29 protein-coding genes are annotated in these 25,723 nt (G+C 66.6%); 10 read left to right on the top strand and 19 right to left on the bottom strand.

The features are described from left to right. Nucleotides 1-35: 35 nt before the first annotated feature. The 3 genes from dkgB (at nucleotide 36) to MY55_RS06570 (ending at nucleotide 1,872) form a co-directional block, all read left to right on the top strand. Entirely contained in the window at nucleotides 36-839 is an 804-nt protein-coding gene (dkgB, locus tag MY55_RS06580; RefSeq protein ID WP_099049611.1) for a 2,5-didehydrogluconate reductase DkgB, read from the top strand. Nucleotides 840-905: 66 nt separating this feature from the next. Then, nucleotides 906-1,247, top strand: coding sequence for an FKBP-type peptidyl-prolyl cis-trans isomerase (locus MY55_RS06575; RefSeq protein ID WP_043580999.1), 342 nt, complete (start codon nucleotides 906-908; stop codon nucleotides 1,245-1,247). Next, on the top strand, nucleotides 1,240-1,872 hold the full coding sequence (locus tag MY55_RS06570; RefSeq protein ID WP_152681556.1) for a hypothetical protein: 633 nt from the start codon (nucleotides 1,240-1,242) through the stop codon (nucleotides 1,870-1,872). The genes MY55_RS06575 and MY55_RS06570 overlap by 8 nt, the downstream gene beginning before the upstream one ends. A gap of 67 nt (nucleotides 1,873-1,939) precedes the next feature. Here MY55_RS06570 and MY55_RS06565 read toward each other — a convergent pair whose 3' ends face one another. The 4 genes from MY55_RS06565 to MY55_RS06550 all read right to left on the bottom strand — a co-directional run bounded on the left by MY55_RS06565 (nucleotide 1,940) and on the right by MY55_RS06550 (nucleotide 7,950). Next, nucleotides 1,940-3,574 (bottom strand): hypothetical protein, encoded by a 1,635-nt coding sequence (locus tag MY55_RS06565; protein ID WP_065202134.1) that lies wholly within the window; start codon nucleotides 3,572-3,574, stop codon nucleotides 1,940-1,942. A gap of 210 nt (nucleotides 3,575-3,784) precedes the next feature. Beyond that, complete coding sequence (locus MY55_RS06560; RefSeq protein ID WP_065202133.1) at nucleotides 3,785-5,320, bottom strand: DHA2 family efflux MFS transporter permease subunit; 1,536 nt, start codon at nucleotides 5,318-5,320, stop codon at nucleotides 3,785-3,787. 7 nt (nucleotides 5,321-5,327) lie between these two features. Continuing rightward, nucleotides 5,328-6,470, bottom strand: coding sequence for an HlyD family secretion protein (locus MY55_RS06555; protein ID WP_065202132.1), 1,143 nt, complete (start codon nucleotides 6,468-6,470; stop codon nucleotides 5,328-5,330). Nucleotides 6,471-6,504: 34 nt separating this feature from the next. Further along, nucleotides 6,505-7,950: an efflux transporter outer membrane subunit gene (locus MY55_RS06550; protein ID WP_043580990.1), complete on the bottom strand. Its 1,446-nt coding sequence runs from the start codon at nucleotides 7,948-7,950 to the stop codon at nucleotides 6,505-6,507. 113 nt (nucleotides 7,951-8,063) lie between these two features. On the opposite strand from MY55_RS06550, the gene MY55_RS06545 reads away from it, so the two are divergent. The 3 genes from MY55_RS06545 (at nucleotide 8,064) to MY55_RS06535 (ending at nucleotide 11,439) form a co-directional block, all read left to right on the top strand. Further along, a complete protein-coding gene (locus tag MY55_RS06545) occupies nucleotides 8,064-8,666 on the top strand; it encodes a TetR/AcrR family transcriptional regulator (protein WP_065202131.1) in 603 nt (200 codons plus the stop codon). Between the two features lie 73 nt (nucleotides 8,667-8,739). After that, nucleotides 8,740-9,243, top strand: coding sequence for a DinB family protein (locus MY55_RS06540; protein WP_047244265.1), 504 nt, complete (start codon nucleotides 8,740-8,742; stop codon nucleotides 9,241-9,243). 261 nt (nucleotides 9,244-9,504) lie between these two features. After that, complete coding sequence (locus MY55_RS06535; RefSeq protein WP_047238063.1) at nucleotides 9,505-11,439, top strand: methyl-accepting chemotaxis protein; 1,935 nt, start codon at nucleotides 9,505-9,507, stop codon at nucleotides 11,437-11,439. Nucleotides 11,440-11,610: 171 nt separating this feature from the next. On the opposite strand, the gene MY55_RS06530 is transcribed toward MY55_RS06535, so the two are convergent. Further along, nucleotides 11,611-12,516, bottom strand: a complete 906-nt coding sequence (locus tag MY55_RS06530) for a LysR family transcriptional regulator (protein ID WP_043581489.1) — start codon at nucleotides 12,514-12,516, stop codon at nucleotides 11,611-11,613. A 114-nt stretch (nucleotides 12,517-12,630) separates the two neighbouring features. On the opposite strand from MY55_RS06530, the gene MY55_RS06525 reads away from it, so the two are divergent. Further along, a complete protein-coding gene (locus tag MY55_RS06525) occupies nucleotides 12,631-14,052 on the top strand; it encodes an MFS transporter (protein WP_065202130.1) in 1,422 nt (473 codons plus the stop codon). Continuing rightward, nucleotides 14,052-14,465, top strand: coding sequence for a hypothetical protein (locus tag MY55_RS06520; RefSeq protein ID WP_053006822.1), 414 nt, complete (start codon nucleotides 14,052-14,054; stop codon nucleotides 14,463-14,465). Before MY55_RS06525 ends, MY55_RS06520 begins: the two co-directional genes overlap by 1 nt. Before the next feature lie 7 nt (nucleotides 14,466-14,472). On the opposite strand, the gene MY55_RS06515 is transcribed toward MY55_RS06520, so the two are convergent. Beyond that, on the bottom strand, nucleotides 14,473-15,111 hold the full coding sequence (locus MY55_RS06515) for an NAD(P)-dependent oxidoreductase (protein ID WP_043581480.1): 639 nt from the start codon (nucleotides 15,109-15,111) through the stop codon (nucleotides 14,473-14,475). Nucleotides 15,112-15,245: 134 nt separating this feature from the next. Here MY55_RS06515 and MY55_RS06510 point away from each other — a divergent pair, with 134 nt between their 5' ends. Next, nucleotides 15,246-16,163 carry a LysR family transcriptional regulator gene (locus tag MY55_RS06510; RefSeq protein ID WP_043581479.1) on the top strand — a complete coding sequence of 306 codons (918 nt, stop codon included), beginning with the start codon at nucleotides 15,246-15,248 and terminating at the stop codon, nucleotides 16,161-16,163. Here the strand turns inward: MY55_RS06510 and MY55_RS06505 are convergent. After that, the gene (locus tag MY55_RS06505; RefSeq protein ID WP_052258471.1) at nucleotides 16,124-17,071 is read right to left on the bottom strand and encodes a LysR family transcriptional regulator; all 948 of its coding nucleotides are present in this window, start codon (nucleotides 17,069-17,071) and stop codon (nucleotides 16,124-16,126) included. The two genes, MY55_RS06510 and MY55_RS06505, sit on opposite strands and share 40 nt — an antisense overlap. Before the next feature lie 209 nt (nucleotides 17,072-17,280). Beyond that, nucleotides 17,281-18,678, bottom strand: coding sequence for an MFS transporter (locus tag MY55_RS06500; RefSeq protein WP_065202129.1), 1,398 nt, complete (start codon nucleotides 18,676-18,678; stop codon nucleotides 17,281-17,283). A 119-nt stretch (nucleotides 18,679-18,797) separates the two neighbouring features. Here MY55_RS06500 and MY55_RS06495 point away from each other — a divergent pair, with 119 nt between their 5' ends. After that, nucleotides 18,798-19,664, top strand: a complete 867-nt coding sequence (locus MY55_RS06495; protein ID WP_065202128.1) for a LysR family transcriptional regulator — start codon at nucleotides 18,798-18,800, stop codon at nucleotides 19,662-19,664. A gap of 61 nt (nucleotides 19,665-19,725) precedes the next feature. Here the strand turns inward: MY55_RS06495 and MY55_RS06490 are convergent, their stop codons facing one another. The 11 genes from MY55_RS06490 to MY55_RS23330 all read right to left on the bottom strand — a co-directional run bounded on the left by MY55_RS06490 (nucleotide 19,726) and on the right by MY55_RS23330 (nucleotide 25,679). Beyond that, a complete protein-coding gene (locus tag MY55_RS06490; protein WP_047239064.1) occupies nucleotides 19,726-20,052 on the bottom strand; it encodes a RebB family R body protein in 327 nt (108 codons plus the stop codon). A gap of 32 nt (nucleotides 20,053-20,084) precedes the next feature. Further along, nucleotides 20,085-20,408: a RebB family R body protein gene (locus tag MY55_RS06485; protein ID WP_065202127.1), complete on the bottom strand. Its 324-nt coding sequence runs from the start codon at nucleotides 20,406-20,408 to the stop codon at nucleotides 20,085-20,087. A 25-nt stretch (nucleotides 20,409-20,433) separates the two neighbouring features. Beyond that, nucleotides 20,434-20,757 carry a RebB family R body protein gene (locus tag MY55_RS06480; RefSeq protein WP_065202126.1) on the bottom strand — a complete coding sequence of 108 codons (324 nt, stop codon included), beginning with the start codon at nucleotides 20,755-20,757 and terminating at the stop codon, nucleotides 20,434-20,436. A gap of 31 nt (nucleotides 20,758-20,788) precedes the next feature. After that, entirely contained in the window at nucleotides 20,789-21,109 is a 321-nt protein-coding gene (locus tag MY55_RS06475) for a RebB family R body protein (protein WP_047238417.1), read from the bottom strand. 78 nt (nucleotides 21,110-21,187) lie between these two features. Continuing rightward, on the bottom strand, nucleotides 21,188-21,769 hold the full coding sequence (locus MY55_RS06470; RefSeq protein ID WP_053006865.1) for a hypothetical protein: 582 nt from the start codon (nucleotides 21,767-21,769) through the stop codon (nucleotides 21,188-21,190). Beyond that, complete coding sequence (locus MY55_RS06465; protein ID WP_047238416.1) at nucleotides 21,762-21,965, bottom strand: hypothetical protein; 204 nt, start codon at nucleotides 21,963-21,965, stop codon at nucleotides 21,762-21,764. The genes MY55_RS06470 and MY55_RS06465 overlap by 8 nt, the downstream gene beginning before the upstream one ends. 90 nt (nucleotides 21,966-22,055) lie before the next feature. Continuing rightward, nucleotides 22,056-22,496, bottom strand: a complete 441-nt coding sequence (locus MY55_RS06460; protein WP_065202125.1) for a lysozyme — start codon at nucleotides 22,494-22,496, stop codon at nucleotides 22,056-22,058. A gap of 28 nt (nucleotides 22,497-22,524) precedes the next feature. Beyond that, nucleotides 22,525-23,034: a hypothetical protein gene (locus MY55_RS06455; RefSeq protein ID WP_047238414.1), complete on the bottom strand. Its 510-nt coding sequence runs from the start codon at nucleotides 23,032-23,034 to the stop codon at nucleotides 22,525-22,527. A gap of 11 nt (nucleotides 23,035-23,045) precedes the next feature. After that, on the bottom strand, nucleotides 23,046-24,098 hold the full coding sequence (locus MY55_RS06450) for an extracellular catalytic domain type 2 short-chain-length polyhydroxyalkanoate depolymerase (RefSeq protein WP_047238413.1): 1,053 nt from the start codon (nucleotides 24,096-24,098) through the stop codon (nucleotides 23,046-23,048). Between the two features lie 29 nt (nucleotides 24,099-24,127). Beyond that, on the bottom strand, nucleotides 24,128-24,535 hold the full coding sequence (locus MY55_RS06445; RefSeq protein ID WP_047238412.1) for a hypothetical protein: 408 nt from the start codon (nucleotides 24,533-24,535) through the stop codon (nucleotides 24,128-24,130). A gap of 292 nt (nucleotides 24,536-24,827) precedes the next feature. Next, complete coding sequence (locus tag MY55_RS23330; RefSeq protein WP_157889268.1) at nucleotides 24,828-25,679, bottom strand: hypothetical protein; 852 nt, start codon at nucleotides 25,677-25,679, stop codon at nucleotides 24,828-24,830. Nucleotides 25,680-25,723 lie beyond the last annotated feature (44 nt).

Raw genomic sequence — 25,723 nt, 5'->3', positions numbered from 1 at the left:
GCCGCTCGGCCTCACATCGCAAAAGGAAACGCATGATGAAAATGCCGAAACTGGGCGTGGGCACCTTCCGCCTGAAGGATCAACAAGCCGAAGAATCGGTGGCGATGGGCCTGGAGCTGGGCTACCGCCACATCGACACCGCGCAGATCTACCGCAACGAGGCCGACGTCGGCCGCGCCATCGCCAAGGGCGGCGTGCCGCGCGGCGAACTCTACGTCACCACCAAGATCTGGACCGACAAGTTCGGCCCCGGCCTGCTGATCCCCAGCCTGCGCGAGAGCCTGGACAAGCTGGGCCTGGACAGCGTGGACATGGCGCTGATCCATTGGCCGTCGCCCAAGGACGAAGTGCCGGTGGCGGTGTACATGGAACAGCTGGCGGAGGCGAAGCAACTGGGCCTGACCCGCGACATCGGCGTGTCCAACTTCACCATCGCCCACCTGAAGCAGGCGATGGACGCCGTCGGCGCCGACGCCATCGGCACCCACCAGCTGGAAGTGCATCCCTACCTGCAAAACCTGAAGGTGCGCGATTTTTGCCGCGAGCACGGCATCGCGCTGACCGGCTACATGCCGCTGGCCTACGGTCGCGTTGTCAGCGATCCGGTTCTGCAAGCCATCGGCCAGAAGCATGGCGCGACGGCGGCGCAGGTGGCCTTGGCCTGGCAGCTGCGGCAGGACATCGCGGTGATTCCGTCGTCGACCAAACGCGCCAATCTGGCGGCCAATCTGGACGCGCTGACGCTGCGCCTGGACGAGGACGACATGGCGCGCATCGCCAAGCTGGAAGACGGCGGCCGCATCGCCGATCCGGATTTCGCCCCGGCCTGGGACGCCTGATCCATCGCTCGCCGCGCGGAGTACAATAGCGGTTTGCGCCCGCGCGGCGTTGGTGGATGAAGAGCAATGAGCGAAGAATTGAAGATGGAAGACCTGGTGGTGGGCGAGGGCAAGGAAGCCGTGCGCGGCGCTCTGATCACCACCCATTACACCGGCTGGCTGGAGGATGGGACCCAGTTCGACTCCTCCATCGACAAGGGCCGGCCGTTCCAGTGCGTGATCGGCACCGGCCGCGTGATCAAGGGCTGGGACCAGGGGATGATGGGCATGAGAGTGGGCGGCAAGCGCAAGCTGTGGGTGCCGGCGCACCTGGCCTATGGCGAGCGCCAGATCGGCGACCGCATTCCGGCCCATTCCAATCTGGTGTTCGAGATCGAGTTGCTGGAAGTGCTGACGCGCGATGAATAAGCCGGAGTTTTTTGTCGATACCTCGATGGGCGAGCTGCTGGCGCAAACCCGGCGCAATTTCGCCAAGCGTCCCAGATGGTGGCACGGCGTGTGCGGGCGCCTGCTGCACACCCATCCGCCAACCTTCATCGCGGCAGAGGACGGCCTGCAGGAAATCTATCGCCAGCAGAGGCTGCTGTTCAACCACGGCAGCGTGCGCTGGGCCGCGCTGGTGCAGGCCAACCGCTTGCTGTTCGAGGTTGGCGGCTATGATCACCCGCTGTTGCTGCTGCATTCCGGCGACCCGTATTTCGATCGCCAGCCGCAAGCGCTGGCGGTGTTGGCCAGCGATTTGTACCAGTTGAAGAACACTGAGCAGGCGGACGAGGAGCGGGCGCGGCTGGCCCAGCTGGTGACGGACGAAATGGGCCGCTGCCTGAGCATGACCTTGCCGCAGGCCTGGTCCGAGCGTCCCGTCGAGGCGTCCACCGCGATGTTCTTCCGCCGTTACGCGCCGAATGCGCGCATCACCGGGCGCTGGTATCCGATTCTGACCCATCCGTCGACGCCGGCGGTGCTGCAGTTGCCCAAGCTGTTCTGGCCGGAGCGGCTGGCGCAGATGTGGGAAAACGGAGACTTGCACTGAGGCGCGCGCCGTTTTGAACGCGAAAGAGGCCCGTTTGGGCCTCTTATCATTTCATTTCAAACATCCATCAATAGCCGATGTTCTTCACCGCCTGCGGCCCCAGCCGCTGGCACAGCTGCATCAGGTACAGGCTGTCCGGACCGACGCGGACGTTGACCGAGTCGACTGTCCCCAGCTTGGGCGGCACCGGCACGCCCTGGGCGTCCGGCACATTGGGCGTCAGCGCGCCGCTGCTGCCGATCGCCCAGTTGGTGGCGCCGGGCGGCGCGGCGATGGCCAGCTGGTCGGCCTTGGCATTCCACGCCACGCCCCAGCCCATGCTCCAGCCGTGGCCGCTGCCATCGGCGCCGCGGTTGCCCAGCGCGATCGCGCCGCTGATGTCGGCGTTGTCCACCAACAGGCCGGTGGCCCAGCGCTGGTGCGGTTCGATATTGCCGCAGGCTTCGGCGCGGCCGCTGAAGTGCAGCAGCACGTTGGGGCCGCCGGCCTGGGCCTGAGTGGCGTAGTAGAACGACTTCTTGCTGCCGGTGGACGCGCTGCGGTCCACCAGCACTTGGCTGCCGGCGATGCTGAATTCGAAGGCCTTGGCGCCCTTGCAATCGACGTTGTTGTGGTCGTGATTCAGCGCGATGCTTTCCAGGGTGAGGCGGCGCGCCTGCTTGCCGACCACCACGCCGTTGGTGAAGTTGTGCGCCTGGATGTCGTTGAGCCAGCCGTCGGCCAGATTGTCCAGGTTGGCGACGCCGTAGTCGGTGCCGCTGCCGTTGGGCAGGCCTTCCAGCGCCAGGTGCTCGGCGCCGATCTGGGCGGCGATGCCGCTGGCCTGGTATTTCTGCACGCTGCCGCCGTTCGTTCCCAGGTAGCCGCTGTCGAAGGAGTCGGACAGCGGGATGTCCAGCGTCAGCTGGTTGCCGCTGACGGCGGCGACGGTGCGCAGCCAGATTTCGTTGTTGTTGCCGGCGTTGATCCAGGTCTGGGCCTGGCCATCGCGGACCAGCTGGTCCATGTCCATGAAGTGGATCCATTCGGCGCTGGCGCGGCGGCGCACCATCACCGCGTCGCCGGGCTGGAAGCCGGAGGCGCTGGCCACGTGGATGACGCGGCTGCCGGACGGCACATAGCTGTCGCTGATGATGGCGGTGGAACCGACCGGCGTCAGGCGGGCGCTGGCGCCGCCCAGGCTCAGCATCGCGTGGCCGCTGCCTTGCGCCTTCAGCACGGTGCCGCCGGCGCCGGAGCCGCTGCCGCGCAGCACCACCCCATCCTGATTCAGTTGAATCGGCCCATTCAGCAGGAAGGTGCCGGACGCCAGCAGCACCGCGCCGCGCACGCCGTTCACCGCCGGCAAGGCGGCCACCTTGGCGATGGCGGCCTGGATGTTGGCGAGGTCGCCGGCCGCGTTGCCGCTGGGCTTCACCGTCGCCTTCACCGGCGCGGCCGGCAGCGCCACGCCGCCGCCCATGTAGCCGGCGCTGGAGAAGTCCATGATGCGGTCGCCGTCGCCGTTCAGCGGCGCGTAGGCGAGGCCGCCCTGGCCGTCGTCCTTCACCCAATGGCTGCGGGCGTTTGCGCTGCCCCATAGCGCCTGGCAGGCCTGGGCGAAGGCGTCGTGGCGGATGGGCTGCAGCGGCGCGGCGGCGGCGGCCTGGCAGGCGAGCGCGGCGGCGGCGGCGAGCGCCAGCCGCTGGATCGAATGTTTCATTGCTGGGGGTTTCCTGTCTGCGTTGAATGAAAGGCGGAGGCGCCGCCGGCAGCGCCGGCATGAGTTATTGTGTCGGCATATTGATAGCACGCTGTATATGTAAAAGTCTGTTACAAGATGGTGGCCGTATGTAAAGACTGGCCTTCGATACAGGACGAAAAAAAGCCCCGGCCACAAGGGCGCGGGGCAAGCTGGTGAAAACGGGATGGCTCAGTGGGCCTGGCTGGTGTCGGCGACGCGGCTGGGCCGGGGCGCCAGCCAGATCGCGCAGGCGGCGACGATGAAGGACAGGCCGGCCAGCCAGAAGATCTGGTTGGTGGACAGCATGATGCTTTGCGCCTGCAGCGCTTGCTCGATGGTGCCCCAGGCCGTGCTGTCGGACAGGCCGCTGCCGGTCAGCGCGCGCAGCGCGTCGCCGCCGCCGTCCACCATGCCGACCAGCTCGGCATGGTTGTAATTGGCCTTGTCGTCCCAGGCGGTGGTCACCAGCGAGGTGGCGAAGGCGCCGGACAGCGTGCGCATGAAGCTCATCAGGCCGGCCGCCGAGGCCACTTCCGCCGGCTCGACGCTGGCCAGCGCCAGGCCGGTCAGCGGCACGAAGAAGAACGGCATGCCCAGGCCCTGGAACAGCAGCGGCAGCGCCACCTGCCAGAAACCCATGTCGGTGGTGGAGAAACTGCGGTACAGCGTGACGCAGCCCAGCCACATCACGCCGCAGAACACCAGCTTGCGCGGGTCGAGCTTGGTGGACAGCTTGGCGGCGACCGGCGCCACCATCACCGCAAGGATGCCGCTCATCGCGGTGGCGTAGCCGGCCTGGGTGGCGGTGTAGCCCATATAGGCCTGCAGCCACTGCGGCGTCAGCACCGTGGCGCCGAAGAAGGAGCCGAAGGCCAGGGAGATGGTCAGCACGCTGGCCCAGAAGCCGCGGTGGCGGAACACCCTGAGGTCCACGATGGGCTGCGCCTCGGTCAGCTCCCAGATCAGGAAGGCGGCGAAGCCGACCAGCGCGGCGATGGCCAGGCCGACGATGATGGGGGAGCCGAACCAATCCAGCTCCTTGCCCTTGTCCAGCATCAGCTGCAGCGAAGCCACCCACACCATCAGCAGCGCCAGGCCCACCACGTCTATCCGCAGCTTGAGCACCTGGCTCTGGTAGCGCTTGAGCAGGCTCCAGCCCAGAAAGCCGCAACCCAGCGCGATCGGCACGTTGATGTAGAAGATCCACGGCCAGCTGGCCTGGTCGCACAGCGTGCCGCCGAGGATGGGGCCCATGATGGGCGCCACCAGCGTGGTCATGCTCCACAGGCCTATCGCCGCGCCGGCCTTGTGCTTGGGGAAGATCTGCAGCAGCAGCGTCTGCGACATCGGCATCAGCGGGCCGCCGGCCAGGCCTTGCAGCACGCGGAACAGCACCAGCGTCTCCAGCGAGCCGGCCAGGCCGCACAGCATGGAGAACAGGCCGAACAGCAGCATCGAGCCGACGAACAGCCGCACGGTGCCGAGGCGCGCCGCCAGCCAGCCGGTCAGCGGCACGATGATGGCCTCGGCCACCGCGTAGGAGGTGATCACATAGGTGCCCTGGCTGGACGACACCGCCAGGCCGCCGGCGATATTCGGCACCGACACGTTGGCGATGGTGGTGTCCAGCACCACCATGAAGTTGGCGGCGGCCAGCACCAGCGCCGCCAGCCACAGCATATTGCCGGTCAGCGGCTGCTGGACGGCGGGATTCGCGCTAGACATGGGGGCCTCACTCGCTGACGTCTATGGTGGCTTCCATCGACAAGCCCACCTGCAGCGGATGGGCCTTCAGCTCGGCCGGGTCCAGCGCGACGCGCACCGGCAGCCGCTGCACCACCTTGATCCAGTTGCCGGTGGCGTTCTGCGCCGGAATCATCGCGAAGGCGGCGCCGGAGCCGCCGGACAGGCCGGCCACCTTGCCGTGGTAGACCACCTTGCCGCCGTAGAGGTCGGCGGTCAGCTCCACCGGTTGGCCGACACGCACCTTGTTCAGCTGCACTTCCTTGAAATTGGCGTCGACGTGGGCGTTCTGCAGCGGCACCAACGACATCAGCGGCGTGCCGGACTGCACCCGCTGCCCCACCTGGGCCTGGCGCTTGGCCACCACGCCGTCCACCTGGGCGCGGATCACCGTGCGCGCCAGGTCCAGCCGTGCCTGGTCGCGCTTGGCGCGCGCCAGCGTCACTTCCGGGTTGTCTGCCACCGTGGTGTCGGCGGTCAGCGTCTGGTTGGCTTTCAGGCTGCCGACGGCGGCGCGGTAGTTGGCCGCGCTTTGCTGGCTGGCGGCTTCGGCGGCTTTCAGGCTGGCCGCGGCGGTGGCGTAGGCGTTTTGCGCGTTGCTCAGTTCCTCGCCGGACACCGAGCCGCTTTTCGCCAGCGCCTGGCGGCGCTGCAGGTCGAGTTTCGCGCGCTCCAGGTCGGCGCGGGCCGAGGCCAGCTGCGCGGCGGAGCGGGCCTCGTCGGCGCTGCGCGCCTGGGCCTGGGCGCTCAGGCCCTCGTCATTGGCGAAGTAGCCCTTCACCCGGCGCTCGGCGCGGGCGAGGTCGGCTTCGGCCTGGGCCAGCGCCAGCTTGGCGTCGCTGTCGTTCAGCACCACCAGCACGTCGCCGGCTTTCACCGGCTGGGTGTCGACCACCTTCACCTGCTGGATGGTGCCGGCCACTTCGGGCGTCACTTGGGCGATCTCGGCGGCGACATAGGCGTTGTCGGTGCTGACATGGCGGGAGCCGACCAGCGTCCAGTAGCCGCCGTAGCCGACGGCGGCGGCGGCCACCGCGCCGAACAGCAGCGTGAACAGCTTCTTGCGTTGCAGGGGACGGCCTGCGGCAGCGGGCGCTTCGGAGGCCGGCAGGGCTTGTACGTTTTCGCTCATGATGGGGATTCCTTGTGTGGGATTGCCGGCGGCCTCAGCGGGCGGCCTGTGGTTCGGTTTGTTGGTAGCCGCCGCCCAGGGCTTTGATCAGGGCGACGTCCAGCGCGAAGCGGCGCGCGTCCAGCGCGGCCAGGCTGCGGCGGCTGGCGATGACGCCGTCTTCGGCGTTCAGCACGTCCAGGTAGTTGGCCAGCCCGCCCTGATAGCGGTTCTGGCTGACGCGGTAGGCTTCGTCGGCGGTTTGCAGCGCCAGCCGGCGCTGCTCCAGCTGCGGCGTGAGCGCGGCCTGGCTGGCCACGGCGTCGGCGGTTTCGCGCAAGGCCTGGCTCAGCGCGGCGTCGTAGCTGGCGACGGCGGCGTCGTAGTCGCCGCGCGCGGCGCGGTATTGGCCCTGCAACTGGCCGCCGCGGAAGATAGGCAGATTGATCGCCGGGCCGACGCCGGCTATGCCGGAACCGGCCTTGTCGAACAGTCCCAGTCCCAAAGACTGGGCGCCGACGAAGGCGGTGAGATTGACGTTGGGGTAGAACTGGGCCTCGGCGGCATCGATGCGCTTGGCCGCGGCTTCGGCGCGGAGACGGGCGGCCGCCAGATCCGGTCGGCGGCCCAGCAGTTCCGCCGCCAGCGTGTCGGGGAGCCGCTGTTCGCGAAACAAGCCGGCGGCGGGGCGGGCGATGGCCAGGCCGCGGTCCGGCCCGGCGCCGATCAGCGCCGCCAGGCTATGGCGCTGCAGGACGATGTTTTCGTCGGCGGCGGCCAGGTCGGCGCGGGCGGCCGCCTCGCGCGACTCTGCCTGGCGCGCGCTGCCCAGCGTTTCCATGCCCTGGCGCTGGCGTTCGCTCATCAGCTGCGCGGTGTGGCTGCGCACGTCCAACGCCTGGGCGGCGGCGTCGCGCTCGGCGAACAGCCGCGCCAGCTCGGCGTAGCCGGCGGCCAGCGAGGTGGTCAGCATCAGCCGCGCCTGGGCGGAGTCGGCGCGGGCCGCGGTCAGCTCGGAAGTGGCGGCGGCGACCGACGCGCGGTTCTTGCCCCAGAAGTCCAGCTCGTAGCTGAAGTCCAGCGTGGCGCGGCCGCTGCTGTTGAAGCCTATCGGCGCCGGCATGCCGTTGTTGTAGCTTTGCTTGTCGCGGTTGATCGCCGCGTTCAGGTCCGCGCTGGGCAGCCGCGCGGCGCCGGCCTGCTGCGCCAGGCCCTCGGCGCGCTCGACGCGGGCGCGGGCGGCGGCGAGGTCGGGCGCCTGGCTCAGCGCTTCGTCCATCAGCTTGTTCAGCTGCGCATCGCCGTATTTGCGCCACCATTGGCCAGCGGCCCATTGACCCTGTTCAGAAGGCAGGCTTTGCGTATTCTGGTATGGTTGCAGCGGTTTGATCTGCGGCGCCGGACCCATGTCCGGCACGGCGGCGCAGCCGCCCAGCAGCGCCAGCGCGGCCAATAGGCCGATGGACAGCGGCCGCGGCGGGAAAAATTTAGCGGTTCTCATGGTCTCGATCTGTTTGCTGTTGGTTTTAACTGTACGGTACGGTATAGTTATATTTCCAAGCTAGCGGCGATGTCAAGGAAAATTGAACCGTACGGTTCAGTATTAAGGTGGGTATGCGCACAAAAAGCGAAAGCAAGCGTCAGGCGATCATCGCCGCGGCGACCGAGGTGTTTCTGGAGCGCGGCTACGAGGCGGCGTCGATGTCGGAAATCTCCACCCGGGCCGGCGGCTCCAAGGCCACGCTGTACAACTATTTTTCGTCCAAGGAAGAGCTGTTCCTGGAGGTGATGGCTTGCCTGGCCGGGGAAATGTCCAAGGTCTACGTCAAGCTGGTGCCCGGCGGCGATCTGGCGGCGGTGCTGCAGGATTTCGGCGAGGCCTACCTGGACAATCTGTTCAGTCCTGAATTGCGCGCGCTGCGCGCCATCGTGATGGGCAGCGGCAGCCGCTCCGAGGTGGGGCTGTTGTTTTATGAAAACGGGCCGAAGGTCGGCTGGGGCAATCTGGCCGAGTTCATGGCCGCCGAGATGCAGGCCGGCCGCCTGCGCGAAGCCTCGCCGTGGACCGCGGCGATGCATTTCCACGGCCTGGTGCATGCCGAATGCCAGGTGGCGCTGATCACCGGCCTGGTGGATCAACTGGCGCCCAAGGAGAGCCGGCCGGCCTGGGTGGCGTCGGCGGTGGAGGTGTTCCTGATCGCCTACGGCGCGCGATGACATCGGAAAGTCCGCTGTGAGACAATGGGAAACTTGTCCCACCCCAGCGCCGCCCGGCGCGAAAGGCCGCAAGATGAGTTTCCCCGAGCTGTTTCCCTCCTTGTTCCGTTACAAGGCCTGGGCCGATGAAGAGCTGCATGCGGAGGCGGCGCGGCTGGATGGCGCGGCCCATCCGGACAAGCGCCATCTCGCCATCCGCATCCTCAACCACATCCACGTTGTGGACCGGATCTTCCGCGGCAACCTGACGCGGCAGCCGCACGGCTACGCCGCCACCAACACCCCGGACACGCCCGAATTGGCGGCGCTGCTGGCCGCGGTGCGCGAAACCGATGCCTGGTATGTGGAATACTCATCCTCGCTGAGCGCGGCCGAGCTGGCCGAGGCCATCGATTTCACCTTCACCGATGGCGGCCATGGCCGGATGAGCCGGGCGGAGATGCTGCTGCAGGTGATCACCCACGGCGGCTACCATCGCGGCGCGGCGGGCCGCGTGCTGGCCGAATGCGGCCTGCAGCCGCCACGCGACATCTACACCCGCTTCCTGCACGACAGCGAGCCGGCGCGCCGCGCTTGAGGCGGTGTTGCGCCAATCCCTCAATCTGAAGAAGTTTTGCCGCAAATATTCATATTGAACATAGGCGGGCTTGTTACAATTGCCGCCGATATTCCGCAGGCGTGGCTTCAAGCTGGCTGTGCCTGCCGATGCGGCGCAGCGCCGCATTCTTCCGGCTGGCGCGGTCCGCTTGGGTGGCAAACCCAAGGGCCGCGGCCGGCCGCTGTTGTGTCCGGGCCTGGCGCCGGACGGTTTCAGTCCTTTTTCGGGTAAGCCGCAAGCATGTTCAAGAACTGGTCGGTCAAACAGAAAATCCTGGTCAGCGTCGCGCTGATCCTGCTCATCGCGCTGGCCATCGCCGGCGCGGTCTCCACCCGCATGTTCCAGGCGGCGCTGACCGAGCGCCTGGAGCAGCATGAGCTGAAGGCGACGGTGGAGGGCATACGCAACGAGCTGGACGCCTCCATCGCGCTGCCCTTGAGCCAGACCCGCCAGTTGGCGGCCAACACCTATCTGCTGGACTGGACCGCGGCCGGCGAGCCCGAATCCGGCGTCGGCCCCTGGCAGCGCTACGCCAAGGCGCTGATGCAGACCTCGGGCGCGTCCATCATCTCCTGGACTTCCGAAGCCACGCTCAACATCTACATCGACCACGCCACGGTCAAGGCCGACCCCAAGGGCAACGACAAGTGGCTGGCCGACTTCCTGGCCTCCGGCCGCGACAGCCAGTTCACGCTGGGCTCGGAAACCGGCAAGCAGCAGGTGATGATGTTCGTCAACGTGCTGGCCAACAAGGGCCAGGCCGGCCACCGCGCGGTGGCGGCATTAGGCTTCGACGTCACCCAGATGGCCGAGCGCGTGCGCAAGATGGCGGTGGGCGAGCGCGGCCAGGTCTACGTGGTGGACGCCGCCGGCCAGGTGCGGCTGCACCGCGATCCGGCGGCGATGCAGAAGAAAACCATGCTGGCAGAGCTGCCTGGCCTGTCGGCGATCGCGCCGCAGCTGCTGAACAAGTCCGGCTTCAACCTGGCGCATTTCGACGGCCCCAATGGCCCGACCATCGCCGCCTCCAGCTATATGCCCAACGCCGACTGGTTCGTGGTGGTGGAAATGGACGCCGGCGAAGTCTACGGCGCGGTGACGCGCACCATCTGGTGGGTGGCGGCGATTGACGCGGTGGTGCTGCTGCTGTCGCTGCTGGTGATCTGGCAGGTGTCCGGCTTCATCAGCCGGCCGCTGGTGCAACTGCGCGACGCGATGCGCGCGCTCAGCTCCGGCCACGGCGACCTGACCATGCGCCTGCCGGCCGACAGCCGCGATGAAACCGGCCAGGTTGCGGCGGCGTTCAACCAGTTCATGGAGCAGCTGCGCGCGATGTTCCTGCAGGTGCGCGAACAAAGCGGCCAGCTGCACCGCAGCGCCGGCGAGCTGGCGCGGATGACCGAGCGCCTGTCCGCCGGCTCGCGCCACAACGCCGACCTCAGCGAAACCACCGCCGCCACCATCGAGCAGCTGTCGGTCAGCGTCAGCCACATCGCCGGCAATTGCCACGGCACCGCCGAGGCGGTGCAGCAGGCCGGCGCGCTGTCGGAACAGAGCGCGCAGGCGGTGGGCAAGGTCAGCGTCGAGATCGGCTCTGTCGCTTCGTCGATGGACGAGGTGAAGACGGTGATGGAAGAGCTGGAGCGCCGCTCCGCCCAGGTGGGCAGCATCGCCGGCGTGATCAAGGACATCGCCGACCAGACCAATCTGCTGGCGTTGAACGCGGCGATCGAGGCGGCGCGAGCCGGCGAGCAGGGCCGCGGCTTCGCGGTGGTGGCGGACGAGGTGAGGAAGCTCGCCGAGCGCACCAGCCAGGCCACGGTGGAGATCGACGACATGGTCGGCGGCATGCAGCAGGGCTCGGGCCAGGCGCGCGAGCGGGTGGCGAAGACTTATGGCGCGGTGCAGGGCGGCGTGGAGCTGGCCGAAGAAGCGCAGCGCCAGATCGCCGAGATCCGTTCCAGCATGCAGCTGGTGGTGCGCCAGGCGGCGGAAATCCGCGACGCCGCCAGCGAGCAGTCCAAGGCCACCGAAGACATGGCGCGCACCGCCGAGCAGATGTCGTCGCAGGCGCTGCAATCTGACGCCGAAATCGGCCGCGCCGGCCAGGTGGTGGCCGATCTGGAGCGCTTGTCGCAGTCGCTGGAGGGCGTGGTGTCGCGCTTCAAGCTGTAAGAATCTGCTAACGATCTTCTGCCCGTTTTTTAGGCTTGGCTGGTCAGAAACCGCGTATTGGGTGCGCCACCGGCCCCTTCAAGCCTGCCGCCGGGTGGCAGGCCCGGCTATGAAAAGCATTATCCGCGTAGCGGATTCACAACCATGACCGGTTGCAGGAAGGGGGAAGGCTCAGCCTTCCCCTTGCCGCGGCGCGAGGTAGTCGGCGAAAAAGTCGATGAAGGCGCGCACTTTTTCCGGCAGGTGGCGGGTGTCCGGGTAGACCGCGTACACGCCTTGGCGTGGAAATGCCCAATCCGGCAGCAGGCGCGCCAGCGCACCGGCGGCCACATCGTCTGTTACCTGCCAGTCCGGCAGCAGCGCCACGCCGCAGCCCTGGCGCGCGAAGTCCAGCAATGCGCCCGAGGTGTCGGCGACGATGCGCGGCGCGTCGCCCGCGTCCAGCATCGCTTCCCCGTCTTTTCCCGTCAGTTTCCAGCGCAGCGGCGCCGCCAGCCGGCTGTGCGCCAGCCAGTCGGCGCGGGCGAGCCCGTCCACGCTTTCCACTTGCTTGTCCGGCTGCGCCAGATAGCCGGGCGAGGCCACCGGCCAGATGTCGAATTCCTCCAGCAGCCGCGCGCGGTAGCTGGAGTCGCTCAGCGAGCCCAGCCGGATCGCCACGTCCACTTGCTGCGAAATCAGGTCGGCATGCCGCGACGACGACTCCAGCCGCACCGCCAGCCGCGGATGCAGCAGGGAGAAGGCCGCCAGCGCCGGTATCACCCGGCGGCGGCCGTATTCCGGTGTGGTGCTCACGCTCAGCGTGCCCTGCAGGCCGCCGTGGCCGCGGCGCGCATCGTCCATCGCCGTCTGCGCCATGCGCAGCACATGCAGGCAGTCCTGGTAGAAGCGCCGGCCGGTTTCGGTCAACTGCAGCCGGCGCGTGCTGCGGGTCAGCAGCGCCACGCCCAGCTCGGCCTCCAGCTGTTTCAGGTTGAAGCTGACCACCGCCTTGCTGTGGCCCAGCGCCTCGGCGGCGGCGGTCAGCGAGCCGCTTTCCACGATGGCGGCGAAGATGCGGAAGCGTTGCAGGCTCATGTCCAGAAGGACCTTATTGTCAAAATTATTTTGACAGTTTAATCGATTGCCAGTGGTTTTTCCGGCCATCGGGCGAGACTAAGCTGGCCTCCGTCAAGCAAGGAGGTTGGATGCATGGAGTATCGCAAACGCGTGGCCGCAGTGTACCTGTTGGGGTTTTTCATCGATCTGGCCAATCTTTTCGTCGGCAATGTCGCCTTTCCCGACATCGCCCGCACCTTTCATCGCGATGTGGCGGAGCTGGCCTGGGTGGGCACCGCCTACATTCTGGGGCTGACCGCGGTGATTCCGCTGGGCAACTGGCTGGCGGCGCGCTGGGGCGGCAAGCGGGTGTTCGTCGCCTCGCTGCTGCTGTTCATGGCGGGCTCGGCCGGCGCGGCGCAGGCCGGCTCGCTCGGCGCGCTGATCGCCTGGCGCGCGCTGCAGGGCTTGGGCGGCGGCTTGCTGATTCCGCTGGGCCAGACCATGACCTATCGCTTGTACCGGCCGGCGGAGCGGCCGGGCCTGACCGCGATGATTTTGCTGGTGGGCCAGCTGGCGCCGGCCTTGTCGCCGACGCTGGGCGGGCTGGCGCTGGACGCGTTGGGCTGGCGCTGGATTTTCTGGCTCAACCTGCCGCTGGCCATCGTGCCGCTGGTGCTGGCGCTGCGCTGGCTGCGGGACGAGCGCGAGCCGGAGCCGGCCGCCGGCCTGGATTGGCTCGGCCTGCTGCTGGGCAGCCTGGCATTGTTGCTGGCCTTGCAAGGGCTGGGCGATCTGGCGCAGCCGTCCACCTGGGCGCGCGGCGGCGCGCTGCTGGCTGCGGGCCTGGCGTTGGGCGCGGCTTACGCGCGGCATAGCCGCCGGCATCCGCGGCCCATCCTGCGGCTGGAATTGCTGCGCGATCCGCTGCTGCGGATGTCGATGCTGATGTATCTGCTGGTGCCGGGCGCCTTCATGGGCGTCAGCCTGGTGGCGATGCTGTATCTGCAGCAGGTGCTGGGCGTGTCGGCTTCCGCGGCCGGGCTGTTGATGCTGCCGTGGTCGTTGGGCGCGTTCGCCGCGATCGCGCTGACCGGGCGCGGTTACCGCCGCCTGGGGCCGAGACCGCTGCTGATGGCCGGCGCGCTGGCGCAGGGCATCGGTTTCCTGAGCTTGCTGGCGATAGACCGCTCCGGGCAACTGCCTTGGCTGGCCGGCAGCTACGCGTTGATGGGCCTGGGCGGCACCTTGTGCAGCAGCGCCAGCCAGAGCACGGCCTTCCTGGGAGTGGCGCCGGCGCGGATGGGCGAGGCCAGCGCCTTGTGGAACATCAACCGCCAGGTGAGCTTCTGCGTCGGCATGGCGTTGGCTTGCGTGTTGCTGAATCTGCTGCTTGCCGGGCAAGGCATCGCCGATCCGGCGGCGCCCGCGGCGCGGGAGTTGGCGGCGCGGGCCTTCCATCTGTGTTTTCTGGCCGCCGCCTTGGCCATGTTGCCGCCCTTGTGGCTGGGCAGCCGGATAGGCAATGCGGAGGTATTGCGTTTATTGAATCGTCCTCAAATGGGAGAAGCGTGATGAAGAATGAAGAATTGGCGGTATGGGCGCAGGTTCGCGACACTTTGGCGCAGATCGCGCGCTGGCTGGGCGACGGGCCGCATGGCGAGGAGGCGCTGGCCGCGCTGATGATGGATTTCGACGCCGGCTTCGCCATGGTGGCGCCAAACGGCGCGCGGCTGGACTGGCAGGGGCTGCGGGCCTTCTTCCAGGGCGCGGCAGGTAGCCGGCCGGGGCTGGAAATCACGCTGGAGCGGATGACGCTGCTGATGGGAGATGGCGACGCCGCAACGGTGGCCTACTACGAAACGCAGGCCTTGGGCGACGGCAGCGGCAACGGCCGCCACGCGACCGCCGTGCTGTTCCGGGATGGCGCCAACTGGCGCTGGCGCCATCTGCAGGAAACCGGGGAGGCTGTCTGGCCTCCCCGTTGATGGGCGATCAGTAGCCGACGGTGAAGCGGCTGCGCTGATGCTCGCCTTTTTCCAGCTCGTCGATCATGGCGACGGCGTAGTCCTCCACCGAGATGTGGCTGTTGCCTGCGGCGTCGACCAGCAGCTGGTCCTTGCCCAGGCGGAACTGGCCGGTGCGTTGGCCCGGCTGCAGCATCGCCGACGGGCTCAGCAGCGTCCAGTTCAGCTCGGTTTCGGCGCGCAGCAGGTTCAGCGCTTCGCGGGCGCCCAGCGCCGAGGCCTTCCATTGCTCAGGGAATTCCGGGGTGTCCACCAGCTGCACGCCGGGGGCCACTTCCAGGCTGCCGGCGCCGCCGACCACCAGCAGGCGCGGAGCCTGGGCGGCCTTGGCCGCGGCGATGATGGAGCGGATGCCCTTGACGAAGTAGTCGAACTGCTCTGCCTGGGCGTGGCCGCTGAAGGCGCTGAGCACGGCGTCGAAGCCCTTCAGTTGTTCCGCCAGCTGGGCGCTGTCCTGCACGTCGACTTTGGCGGCGGCCAGGTTGGCTTGCGCTTCGATGCGTTCCGGACGGGAAACCAGCGCGGTGACGTGGTGGCCGCGGGACAGGGCTTCTTGCAACAGGGCGGAACCGACATAGCCGCTGGCGCCGATCAGTGCGATTTTCATGGTGAGACTCCTTAGTTTGCTATCGGATGGGGGCGCCGCGTCGCAGCGCTGATGGAATGCATCATGCGCTTTTCGATTGATTCGATAAACGGCTGAAACCATAATTGATTGTTATCGAAAAATTGACAGTTGATATGGCGCGAGGCGTAGAGAACAATCTGGAAGGACTGCAGATCTTCGTGGCGGTGGCCGAAGCCGGCGGCTTCACCGCCGCCGCCGAGCGGCTGGGGATGACCAAGGCCAACGTCAGCCTGCAGGTGGGGCGGCTGGAGACGCAGCTGGGAGCCACGCTGTTCAACCGCACCACGCGGCGGGTAAAGCTGACCGAGGCCGGGCAGGCGCTGTACCTGGACGCGCAGCCGGCGCTGGCAACCTTGCGCGACGCGCTGCTGCAGGCCGGCCACGGCGCGGCGGCGCTGTCCGGCACGCTGCGGCTGACCGCGCCGGTCAGCCACATGGCGGAATCGGTGGCGCCGGCGGCCACCCAGTTCATCCGCCAGCACCCTGGCCTGCAGCTGGAGCTGCACGCCAGCGACCATATGGTGGATCTGGTGGCGTCCGGCATGGACCTGGCCATCCGCCTGGGCATGCTGCGAGACTCTTCGCTCAGGGCGCTGAAGCTGGGGGAATTCGCTCAGTTGCCGGTGGCGTCGCCGGCGTATCTGCAAGCGCGCGGCCATCCCGAGCGGCCGCAGGATCTGGCCGAGCACGACTGGGTGGCGCTGACGCTGCTGAAAACGCCGCTGAGCTGGCCGTTTGCCGGGCCGGGCGGCGAGGAGCAGGCGGTGCGGATGAAGGCGCGGATCAAGGTGGATTCGGCCGCTTCGCTGCGCGCCTTGCTGCTGGCCGGCGCCGGCGTGTCGGTGCTGGATTCGTTCAGCGTGCAGGAGGACATCCGCCAGGGCAGGCTGGTCCACCTATTGCCGCAGTGGACCTTGCCAAAAGGCGGCGTTTACGCGGTGTTTCCGCCTGGCCGCCACGCGCCGGCGGCGGCGCGCGCCTTCGTCGAGTTTTACCGGGTGCTGCTGGCGCGGCCGTCGCTGCCCGCCTGAGCGCGGTTGTCCGGCAATGCCGCCGCCACCCGCGGCAAGACGAAGTCGATGAAGGTCTGGTATTTGCAGGTGAGCGGGGTGCGGAACGGATGCACCAGGTAGATGGGCCAGTAGTCGCAATGCCATTCCGGCAGCACTCGAACCAGCTCGCCGCGCGCCAGATGCCGCTCTACGGTGTAGTCGGCGAGCAGGGTGATGCCCTGGCTGGCCAGCGCCAGCTCCGCCCGCAGCGGGTAATGATCCAGATACAGCTGCGCCGCGATGGGTTGGCGCAACAGCTGCTCCCCCTTTTTCAACAGCAGCCCATCGCGCTGTTCCGACTCCATCACCAACAAACGGTGCCGGGACAGGTCGGCCGGCTGCCGCAGCGGCGGGTGGCGCGCCAGATAGCCGGGGGACGCGTACAGGTTTTCGCTGGCGTAGCCCGCCAGCCTGGCCACCAGGTTTTCATCGTGCACCTTGTGCGAGCGCGCCGAGCGCAGGCAGAAGTCCAGCACATCGGCCACCGGGTCTTGCAGCCGGTTGTTCACCCGCAGCGACAGGGTCAAATCGGGATAGCGGGTGGCCAGTTCGCTCAATACCGGCCCCAGCACGTATTGCGCCAGCGACGAGGTGGTGCTGATTGCCAGCGGCCCGGCCAGGCCGCTTTGGGTCTGGTCCACCGCCATCCGCGCCTGCGCCATCGTTTCCCTAAGCCGCGCCGCGTGGGGCCGCAGCCGCTCGCCGGCCTCGGTCAGCGCCATTTTGCGCGTGCTGCGCAGCACCAGCACCGCGCCCAGCTCGCGTTCCAGTTCCTTGACGCGGGCGCTGATCAGGCTCTTGTGGCAGCCCTGCAGGTCGGCGGCGGCGGTGAAACTGCCGGCGCGCGCCAGCGCGTCGAAGGCCAGCAGGTTGTCGGGGGAGGGCATTGTTTTCATATCTGGACAATTGGTTCTGGATTGCGCGTTTATTTGGAACATTGTAGCGGCTATTCTGACATCCATCATCAACATGTCATGAAGGGCGCGGCCAAAGATGCGCTATCTATACCGTTTGTACCCGTGGTTGTTTCAACGCGAACGCGCCGTCGGCTGCCGCCTTGGCCTGCGCCGGCAATGGGAGGCGGCGGCGAGGCGCGTCATCTTGTGACGGGGCTGGGCGCGGCCGCCTCCAGGCCGCGCAGGCCGTCGGGACGGGGAATCCGTCCGGCCGCCAGCGCGCCGCTCAGCGAGAGCAGCGCCGCCAGCGCCATGCCGTACAGCAGCGCCTGGCCCAGGTCCGCGCAGCGGCCGGCGACCAGCGCCGCGCCGGCGGTGCCTACCAGAGCCCCGGCCTGGCGGATGGCGTTGAGCACGGCGGACGCGGTGCTGCCCATTTGCGGCGGCGCGCTCTCCAGCACTGTCGCCGTCATCGGCGCGATGGCCAGCGCGGTGCCCAGCGCCAGCGGCAGCATCGCCGCCAGCAGCCAGGGCAGGCCGAGGCGGCTGGCCAGCGCCAGCAGCAGGTAGCCGGCGGCGGCCAGCAGCAGGCCGTCGCGGATCTGGCGGCGCGCGCCCATCCTGGGCAGCAACCGCCCGGCGGCGATATTGCCGGCGGTCAGGCACAGCGCCAGCGGCAGCAGCGCCAGTCCCGCCCGCAGCGCGTCCATCCGCAAGCCTTGCTGCAGATACAGGCTGAGCAGCAGCAGGCTGCCGAAGTAAGCGGCACCGATGGCGAAGCCCACCCAGTTGGCGGCGGCGAAAGCCGGATGGCGGAACAGTTGCGGCGGCACCATCGCCTGCGGATTGCCGCGTTCAAGCAGGCAGAACAAGCAGGCCGAGGCGGCGCTGGCGGCCAGCAGCGCCGGCAGCTGCCAGCCGCCGGCCAGGCGCGGGCCTTCTATCAGCGCGCAGCTGGCCAAGAGCAGCGTCAGCATGCCGGACAGCTGGCCGGGAACATCAGGTCGGCGTCCGGGCGCGGGCGGCTGGGCCGGCACCGCGCGCGCGGTGGCCAAGAGCGCGGCCAGGCCCACCGGCACATTGACCAGAAACGCGCCGCGCCAGCCCAATGGCCCCAGGATCAGCCCGCCCAGCACCGGCCCGGCGGCGGCCGCGGTGGCCACCAGCCCGCCGAAGACGCCCACCGCGCGCGCGCGTTCGGCCGGTTGCGGGAAGGCATGGCGCAGCAGGCCCAGCGAACTGGGCATGAATAGCGCCGCCGCCATGCCCTGCAGCAGGCGGGCGCCGATCAGCAGCTCCACATTGGCGGCCAGGCCGCACAGCAGCGAGGTCAGCACGAACAGCCCCAGTCCCCAGGCGAACACCTTGCGCGCGCCCAGGCGGTCGGCCAGCCAGCCGGCGCTGAGCATCAGGCCGGCGAAGGTCAGCACGTAAGCGTCTACTACCCAGGTGAGCTGGCTGAGGCTGGCGTGCAGGCCGCGCTGCAGCTCGGGCAGCGCCAGGTTGACGATATTGGTGTCCAGTATCGCCATGAACATGCCGGCGCTGAGCGTCAGCAGGGCCGGCAAGCCGGCTTGCGGGTGGGAACGGTGGGGCATGGGAGGATCCGCGCAAAGTCAAGACAGGCAGATGCTAGGCGATAACGTGATGCGAAAAAATAGACAATTATGATGAATGGTGATGCAATTTTGCATTTTCTTACTGGGGCGGGATCCGCATGAATTGGGACAACGCGCGTTACTTCCTGGCGCTGGCGCGCGCCGGCACCTTGCGTTCCGCCGCCTTGCGCCTGGACGTCGACCAAGCCACCGTGGGGCGGCGCTTGCAGGCTTTCGAAGAGGAAATCGGCAGCCGGCTGTTCCTGCGCATGCCGCAGGGCTACCAATTGAGCGAATCCGGCGCGATGCTGCTGGCCGACGCCGAACGGATGGAGGCCGCCGCCGACGCCTTCAGCCGCAAGGCCGCGCACAGCGACCGCCAACTGGCCGGGCCGGTGCGCATCGCCGCCACCGACACCGTGGCCGGAGCCTTTGTCATTCCGGCGCTGGCGGAGCTGTCGCGGCGGCACCCGGAGCTGGAGTTCACGCTGCTGACCGGCTTGTCGCTCAGCGATGTGGCGGCCGGCGAGGTGGATTTCGCCATCCGCAGCCTGCGGCCGGACAAGGGCGAGGTGCTGGTGCGCAAGCTGGCCGCCATCGACATGAGCCTGTATGCGTCGCCGGATTACCTGGCGCGGCGCGGGCGGCCGCTGCCCGGCGACGGCTTCGCCGGCCACGAGCTGCTGATGTTCCCGCGCGACACCGTGCCGCGCCACTGGCAGCGGCTGTGCGGCGAAAGCGTGGACCAGGCGCGCATCGCGCTGCAAGCCAATTCGCAGCTGGCCCTGCGGCAGGCGGCGCTGGCCGGCATGGGCATCGCCATGCTGTCCTGCTTCCTCGCCGATCAGGACGCCGGGCTGGAGCGGGTGTGGCCGGAGCGGACCGATCCGGTGGACATGTGGCTGGTGCTGCATCCCGATTTGCAGCGGGTGGCGCGGGTGCGGGCGGCGGTGGAAGCGATCGCGGCGGTGTTTGCCAGGCGGTGAGGCCCGCAAAAAAAGCGCCCCGCGAGCGGGGCGAAATGCTAGGGCAGGGTAAAGCCGGCGCTCAGCGGTTCCGGAAGCTTTGCAGCACCGTCAGCAAGCTGGTCAGGTTGTCGGCGATGCCGCCCTGCGCCACTTTTTCCGTGGCGGCCGCGCCGGCCATGGTGTTCATGCTGTAGATCTGCATTACGCCCATGTTGGCGGCAGCCTGGGCCAGCGTGTTCTGCTGCTGCTGCGCAGACACGGCGTTCTGGAACAGGATGCTGGTGGAGTGCGCCATGCTCTGGTAGATCGAGCCCATCGCCATCGCGGGCGATTCTGCCAGCACCTTGACATTGGCCTGGGTGACGGCGTCGGTGATCTGGTTGTTGACTGCGGTCGGGAATGCCATTGAATGCCTCCTGCTTTATTGAGTGTGGAAAATCAGCGCTGGAACGATTGCAACACGGTCATCAGGCTGGACAGGTTGTCCGCCACGCCGCCTTGCGACACCTTTTCGGTGGCGGCGGCGTCGGCCATGGTGTCCACGCTGTAGACCTGCATCACGCCGGTGTTGGCGGCGGCCTGGGACAGCGTGTTCTGCTGCTGCTGGGCCGAGGTGGCGTTCTCGAGCAGAATGCCAGTCGAATGTGCCATGGTCTGGAACAGCGAGCCCATCGCCATGGCGGGGGCTTCAGCCAGCACCTTGACGTTGGCCTGGGTGACGGCGTCGGTGATCTGATCGTTTACGGCGGTGTTGTTCGCCATGCCTTAATCTCCGGTCGGCGCGCGCTTAGCGGCGGAAGGATTGCAGCACCGTCATCAGGCTGCTGAGGTTGTCGGCGATGCCTGCCTGGGACACTTTCTCGGTGCCGGCGGCATCGGCCATGGTGTCGACGCTGTAGATCTGCATCACGCCCATGTTGGCGGCGGCCTGGGACAGCGTGTTCTGCTGCTGCTGGGCCGAGGTGGCGTTTTCGAACAGGATGCCGGTGGAGTGGGAGGCGGTCTGGAACAACGAGCCCATCGCCATGGCGGGGGCTTCGGCCAGCACCTTGACGTTGGTCTGGGTGACGGCGTCGGTGATCTGATCGTTTACGGCGGTGTTGTTAGCCATTTTCTAGCTCCTATCGTGGATGAGGCGGGAATCAGCGGAACGACTGCAGCACGGTGAGCAGGCTGGTCAGGTTGTCGGCGATGCCGCCTTGGCTGACTTTCTCGGTGGCGGCGGCGCCGGACATGGTGTCCATGCTGTAAATCTGCATCACGCCCATATTGGCGGCAGCCTGGGCCAGCGTATTCTGCTGCTGCTGAGCCGAGACGGCGTTCTGGAACAGGATGCCGGTGGAGTGGGCCATGCTCTGGTAGATCGAGCCCATCGCCATGGCCGGCGACTCGGCCAGCACCTTGACGTTGGCCTGGGTGACAGCATCGGTGATCTGATCGTTTACGGTGGTCGGGAAGGACATGCTTGGCTCCTGGAGTGCGGTGTGTTGGTCAGGCGCACCGTCGGACATGGCGACCGGCGTGGACGCCATGTCCCGGTGCTACTGCTTGGACGGTGGGGCATCGTCGCTGTGAATGTCGTTTTCCGCCGCGGCCGCCTCGGTGGAGGCTTGCGCGGCCTCCTGCGCCTGCAGCTTCCGCACCACTTCCTGCAACTGCGCGGATAGCGGACCGAAGTACTGGTTGAAGCACTTCTCCACTTCCTGGCGAGCCAGGTTGGACAGATGCTCGGCGATCTGGCCGAGCGCCAGCTGGCTGCCCGGCTGCAGGCTTGCCATCGCCGGCTGCAGCGCGGAGGGGCGAAGCTCGGCGAGGTCCTGCGTGCCTTCCAACAACTTGAGAATCGCCTGCTCCTCGGCCTCCTGAATCTGCAGCGCCTGGCTGGAGCTGGCCTGGATGGAGGCCAGGATGTCGCGCACGCCGGCGCCGGCGCGGCTCTGGCTCTGGGCGATGGCTTGCTGTGTCTGCTGCCGGGCTTGCTGGATGGGCGCGAGCTGAGGAGAGGGGCTTTGCGTGTTTTGTTGGAACGCCATCAGGGTTTGCGCTTCCTGCAGTTGCAACGGCCGGCCCAGGTATTGTTCCGCCACCTGGCGCAGGGCGGGATTCAGCGGCGCCTCAGCCATGACTGGCATCCTGCTGTTCGCCGCCCAGCAGCGGCGCCAGCGCATCGCGGGTGGCCAGCAGCGCTCGCAGCTTGGTAAGGCGGCGGCTGTCGTCCTCTCCCGCCGCGCCGTTCATCAGTTCGCCGGCCCAGTCAATCAGGTGCTGGCTCAGCAGTTGGGAAACATGGGCGTGCAGAGTGCTCAGTTCGTCTTGCATGACGTATCTCCGGAGATTGAATGCGAAAACAGCCCGCGGCAGAGCCGGGGGGGCTGTTGTCAGGACGGAGGATGAAGCGGCTTGTGAAGCTCAGCAGGGGGCGGGCGTCAGGAACAGCGCCTGTTCGGCTTGGCGGCGGCGCAGCAGGCCCGGCACGACTTGGCCGCCGGCCCGATCCCAGCGCGGAAACTGCGCGGCGGCGCCGGCGTAGTCGCCCTTGTTCAGCAGGCGCAGCAGCGTGGAACTGCGCAGGTTTCCCAGACCCAGGTTGTAGCTGAAGCTGACCAGCGCGGAAAACTGGTTTTCGTTCAGCGGCACGGTCACGGCTTTGCCGACGCCGGTTTCGAATGTCTGCAGATCCTCGGCCAGCAACTGGTCTGCCTGTTGCTGGGTGATGGCCATGCCTTTTTTCACATCCGGACCGGTATGGCCGTAGCCTATGGTCCAGACCCCCACCATGTCCTGGTAGGCGGCGAGGCGGACGCCCTCGAATTGTTTGATCAGGCTGATGCCGGCTGCGTTGGTTTTCATGGCGGTTTCTCCATTTCGGTTGAGGAATTCAGGCGGCGGGCGCGTCCGCGGGCGGCGGCGCCAGCCATTGCTGCAGGTTTTGCGCCAGCGCCGGCGACAGTTCGCTCAGCGTCTGCTGCAACATCTCCAGTTTTTCGTCCCAGTCTTTTCGTCCGCCCTGGACGGCGGCGTTGAGCGCCAGCAGCGCGTCGCCTTCGCCCCGCGTCTGCAGCAGAGAGCCCGCCAACTCGCCGGCCTGGCGCCGCAGCCCGGCGCTCCACTCCAGCTGCCAGAGCAGGTTTTGCCGGACGAATTCGGTGCAGACTTCGTCGCATTGGCGGTAGAAGGCCAGCAACGAGTCCGCGCCCGCGCGCGCGCGCCAGTCTTCGGTCCATTGCCGCTGCGCTTCCTGCTGCCATTCCGACAGCCGCTGGCCGCTGTCCAGCCAAGCCTTGAGCGCGCCTTTCCACTCCCGCTCATCGGGCAGGCCGGTTTGAGCCAGCCGCTGCCAGCTGTCATTCACGTTCTGGAGCCAGGCGGACAGGAATTGGGGATCCATGGCTTTCTCCTTCATTTGCGGGGGCTGTTCAGGCGGTCCACCATCGCGCGGACGGCAGACATCTGCGGCGCGCTCTTGGCGTAGTAGTCGGGGTTGCTTGGGTCTTTGCTGCTGTAGCCCCAGAAATCCCAGCAGCCCTGCGGGTTGCGCTTGGGATCGGTGCGGATCTGCGGGTACAGCACCACGATGCGGTTGCTGTCGGCGATCTCGTTGTAACCGGTGGTGGCGTAGAAGCGGTTGCCGATGCGGCTGTCTTCCTGGGTGCAGCCATGGAAGGCCACATGCACGCGGCAGCTGTCCTTGGCGCAGGCGGCCGGGATGTAAACGTGGCCGATGTCGGACAGCCCTGTATACCCTTTCTTGGAGAACTCGGTCTGGTCGAAATCCTTCAGTTGGCCGGACAGTTTGGCGGCGGGCGGCTTCAACTGGCCGTACAGCTGGCGCAGGATGTCCTGCGACTGGACGAAGCCGCAGTTGTTGAGATTGGGCGCGGCGTTGGCCGGGCATTTCAGGTCGGTGGCGTTGGCGGTGATCAGCGCGTGGCCGGCGTTGACGTTGTCCACGTATCGGACCTGGGCGTCCGGCACCCCGGCGCTCTGGTAGAAGGCGCGGGTTTGCGCCACCACCTTGGGCAGCACGATGCTGTCCGACGCGCCGGTGAAGATGTACAGCCGCTGGCGCTTGATGTTGTCCACCGGGTCGATCAGGCCCTGGCCGGCGAATTTCTGTGCTGCCTGCCAGGCCGCCGCGCCGGAGGGGGCCGCGCCCAGCGGGCGCATGCACTGGGTAGTGGCGGTGGTGAGGAAGCGTTCGGGGCCATTGAGGCCGCCCAAGCCGGCGCAGTAGAACGGGCCGCCGGCGACGATGCCGGCGCCAGCCACGCGGGCCGAGTTGGCGACGCTGAACTGAGCCGCCATGAAGGCGCCGGACGACAGGCCGGAGACGGTGTTCTGCTTGGGATCGGCGCCCAGCGCGGGCAGCGGCGCGGCGGCGGCCGACGCCTGGCCGCAGGCGGCGAGAAGCAGGGCGGCCAGATGGCTGCGGGAGGTGAGGGTGACGCGCATTGCGGGTTCTCCTTGGGTGAGTGAACGGTTTATTTCTCCAGCTTCTGCAGCTCGTTGATGCCGGACCAGCCGATGAACAGCAGCCCCAGCTCGGTTGAGCCGAACGAGTACGGCAGCCCGGCCAGAATCCCCATCGCCAGTCCCTTGGCCAGCGCCATGCCCGGATCGTCCTTGTCCACCCAGAGTTGGGTCATCGAGGCGCTGAGGGCGGTGAAGCCCAGCAGCAGCAGGCCGGCGCACAGCAAGAAGCGGGTTTTTTCCTGCAGCGGCATCGTCTTCGCCATGTCCAGCAGCATCACGTCCCACAGCTTGTCCGCGGCCAGCGTGACGATGGCCGACAGCAGGTGCACCGGGCTCTTGCTCAATTCCGGGATGCTGCCGCGCAGCAACCCGCCGCGCGGCGCGGCGTCGTTGGCGTCTTGGTCGGGTGTGTCCATGGCGTGTTGAGCTGGCTTCGCTATCGGGACTGTCTTGATGGGGACGGCGGGGGAGAGAGGGTGTGAAGGAAATAGCGATCTGGGGAAGCGGGGACTGGGCTAAGAGTGGCTAACAAAAATCAGTTTCACGGCTGAGGCAAGGCGCGCCGACGCAGGCAGTACTTGAGTACGACAAGCCGGCGCAACGCCGCATCAGGAATTTTGTTAGCCGCCCTAAACGAGCGAGAATGGCAGGGAGGAGTAAATGGATCGCGGTATGGTCCGATGGACCATACCTGCGTGGCAGTTTTGATTAAATATTTTCCATTATGTTTTTTTGAATTGTTCTGGTGCACCATCCTAGGTTTATTAAAGTTTTTAGATTGTATTCTGATTCGCCTTCTAGGTGGTTGTGGACATGAAAATCATCTTGTCTTAATTGTCTCTCAAGGAGTAGGTCTATATAAAAGTCAGGTGTTTCTGATCGTAAGAGATTTTCGGTCTTCTTTAGAGCATCATTACCATAGAATTGTTGGAATTTTTCGCGGCCATGTTTTTTATAATCGACTGCCCAATCGCTGTATTGCCATATTTGTGGGCCGAGCTGTGTGTTGATGAAATCAATTATGCTGCCTAGGCCAGAGACTGGGTATGCTCCAGCCCCTACTCTGACTGCATAATATTTCCCATCTTTTTGAAAGATACTATGGGCTAGATAGCCATTGAATGCATGGTTGGATGTGGTTTTTGCAACGATGCCACTGATGATAGACTGGTCCCTTTGTGCTGATGAGAAAGTTTTCCACTCTATTTGGTCGCCCTGTGGAAAGATAGCAGTGTTTTCTGAATCGGTAGATTCAATCATTTTAGTTTTCCCACCCATGAAATTTCTAATCGATTCTTTTGTTCTGTCAATAGCATCGGCCTCTTGTGGAAGGAAATTATTTCCAGTAAAAGGCATGATGAGGTTTGCCATGCAATAGGCATGCCCTTTGGGCCAGAATGTTTTTTCAATAATCATTTGTTGGTCGGTTTTGGTTGGCAGCCTTGGTTCGATAAGTGAGATTAATTCATGGATCCTTTCGCTAACCTGCAATGTTAGTAAAGAAATGGTTGGAGTTTCCAATGGTACAATGTCTTTGATGTGGTTGATAATTTCGCACATGAAATTGCTCTCTTTCAGTTTGGTTTTCAATTTGTTCGCTAGAA

The organism is Chromobacterium subtsugae (genome assembly GCF_001676875.1).
Taxonomy (GTDB): domain Bacteria; phylum Pseudomonadota; class Gammaproteobacteria; order Burkholderiales; family Chromobacteriaceae; genus Chromobacterium; species Chromobacterium subtsugae.
This window is presented reverse-complemented; position numbering and strand designations above follow the sequence as displayed.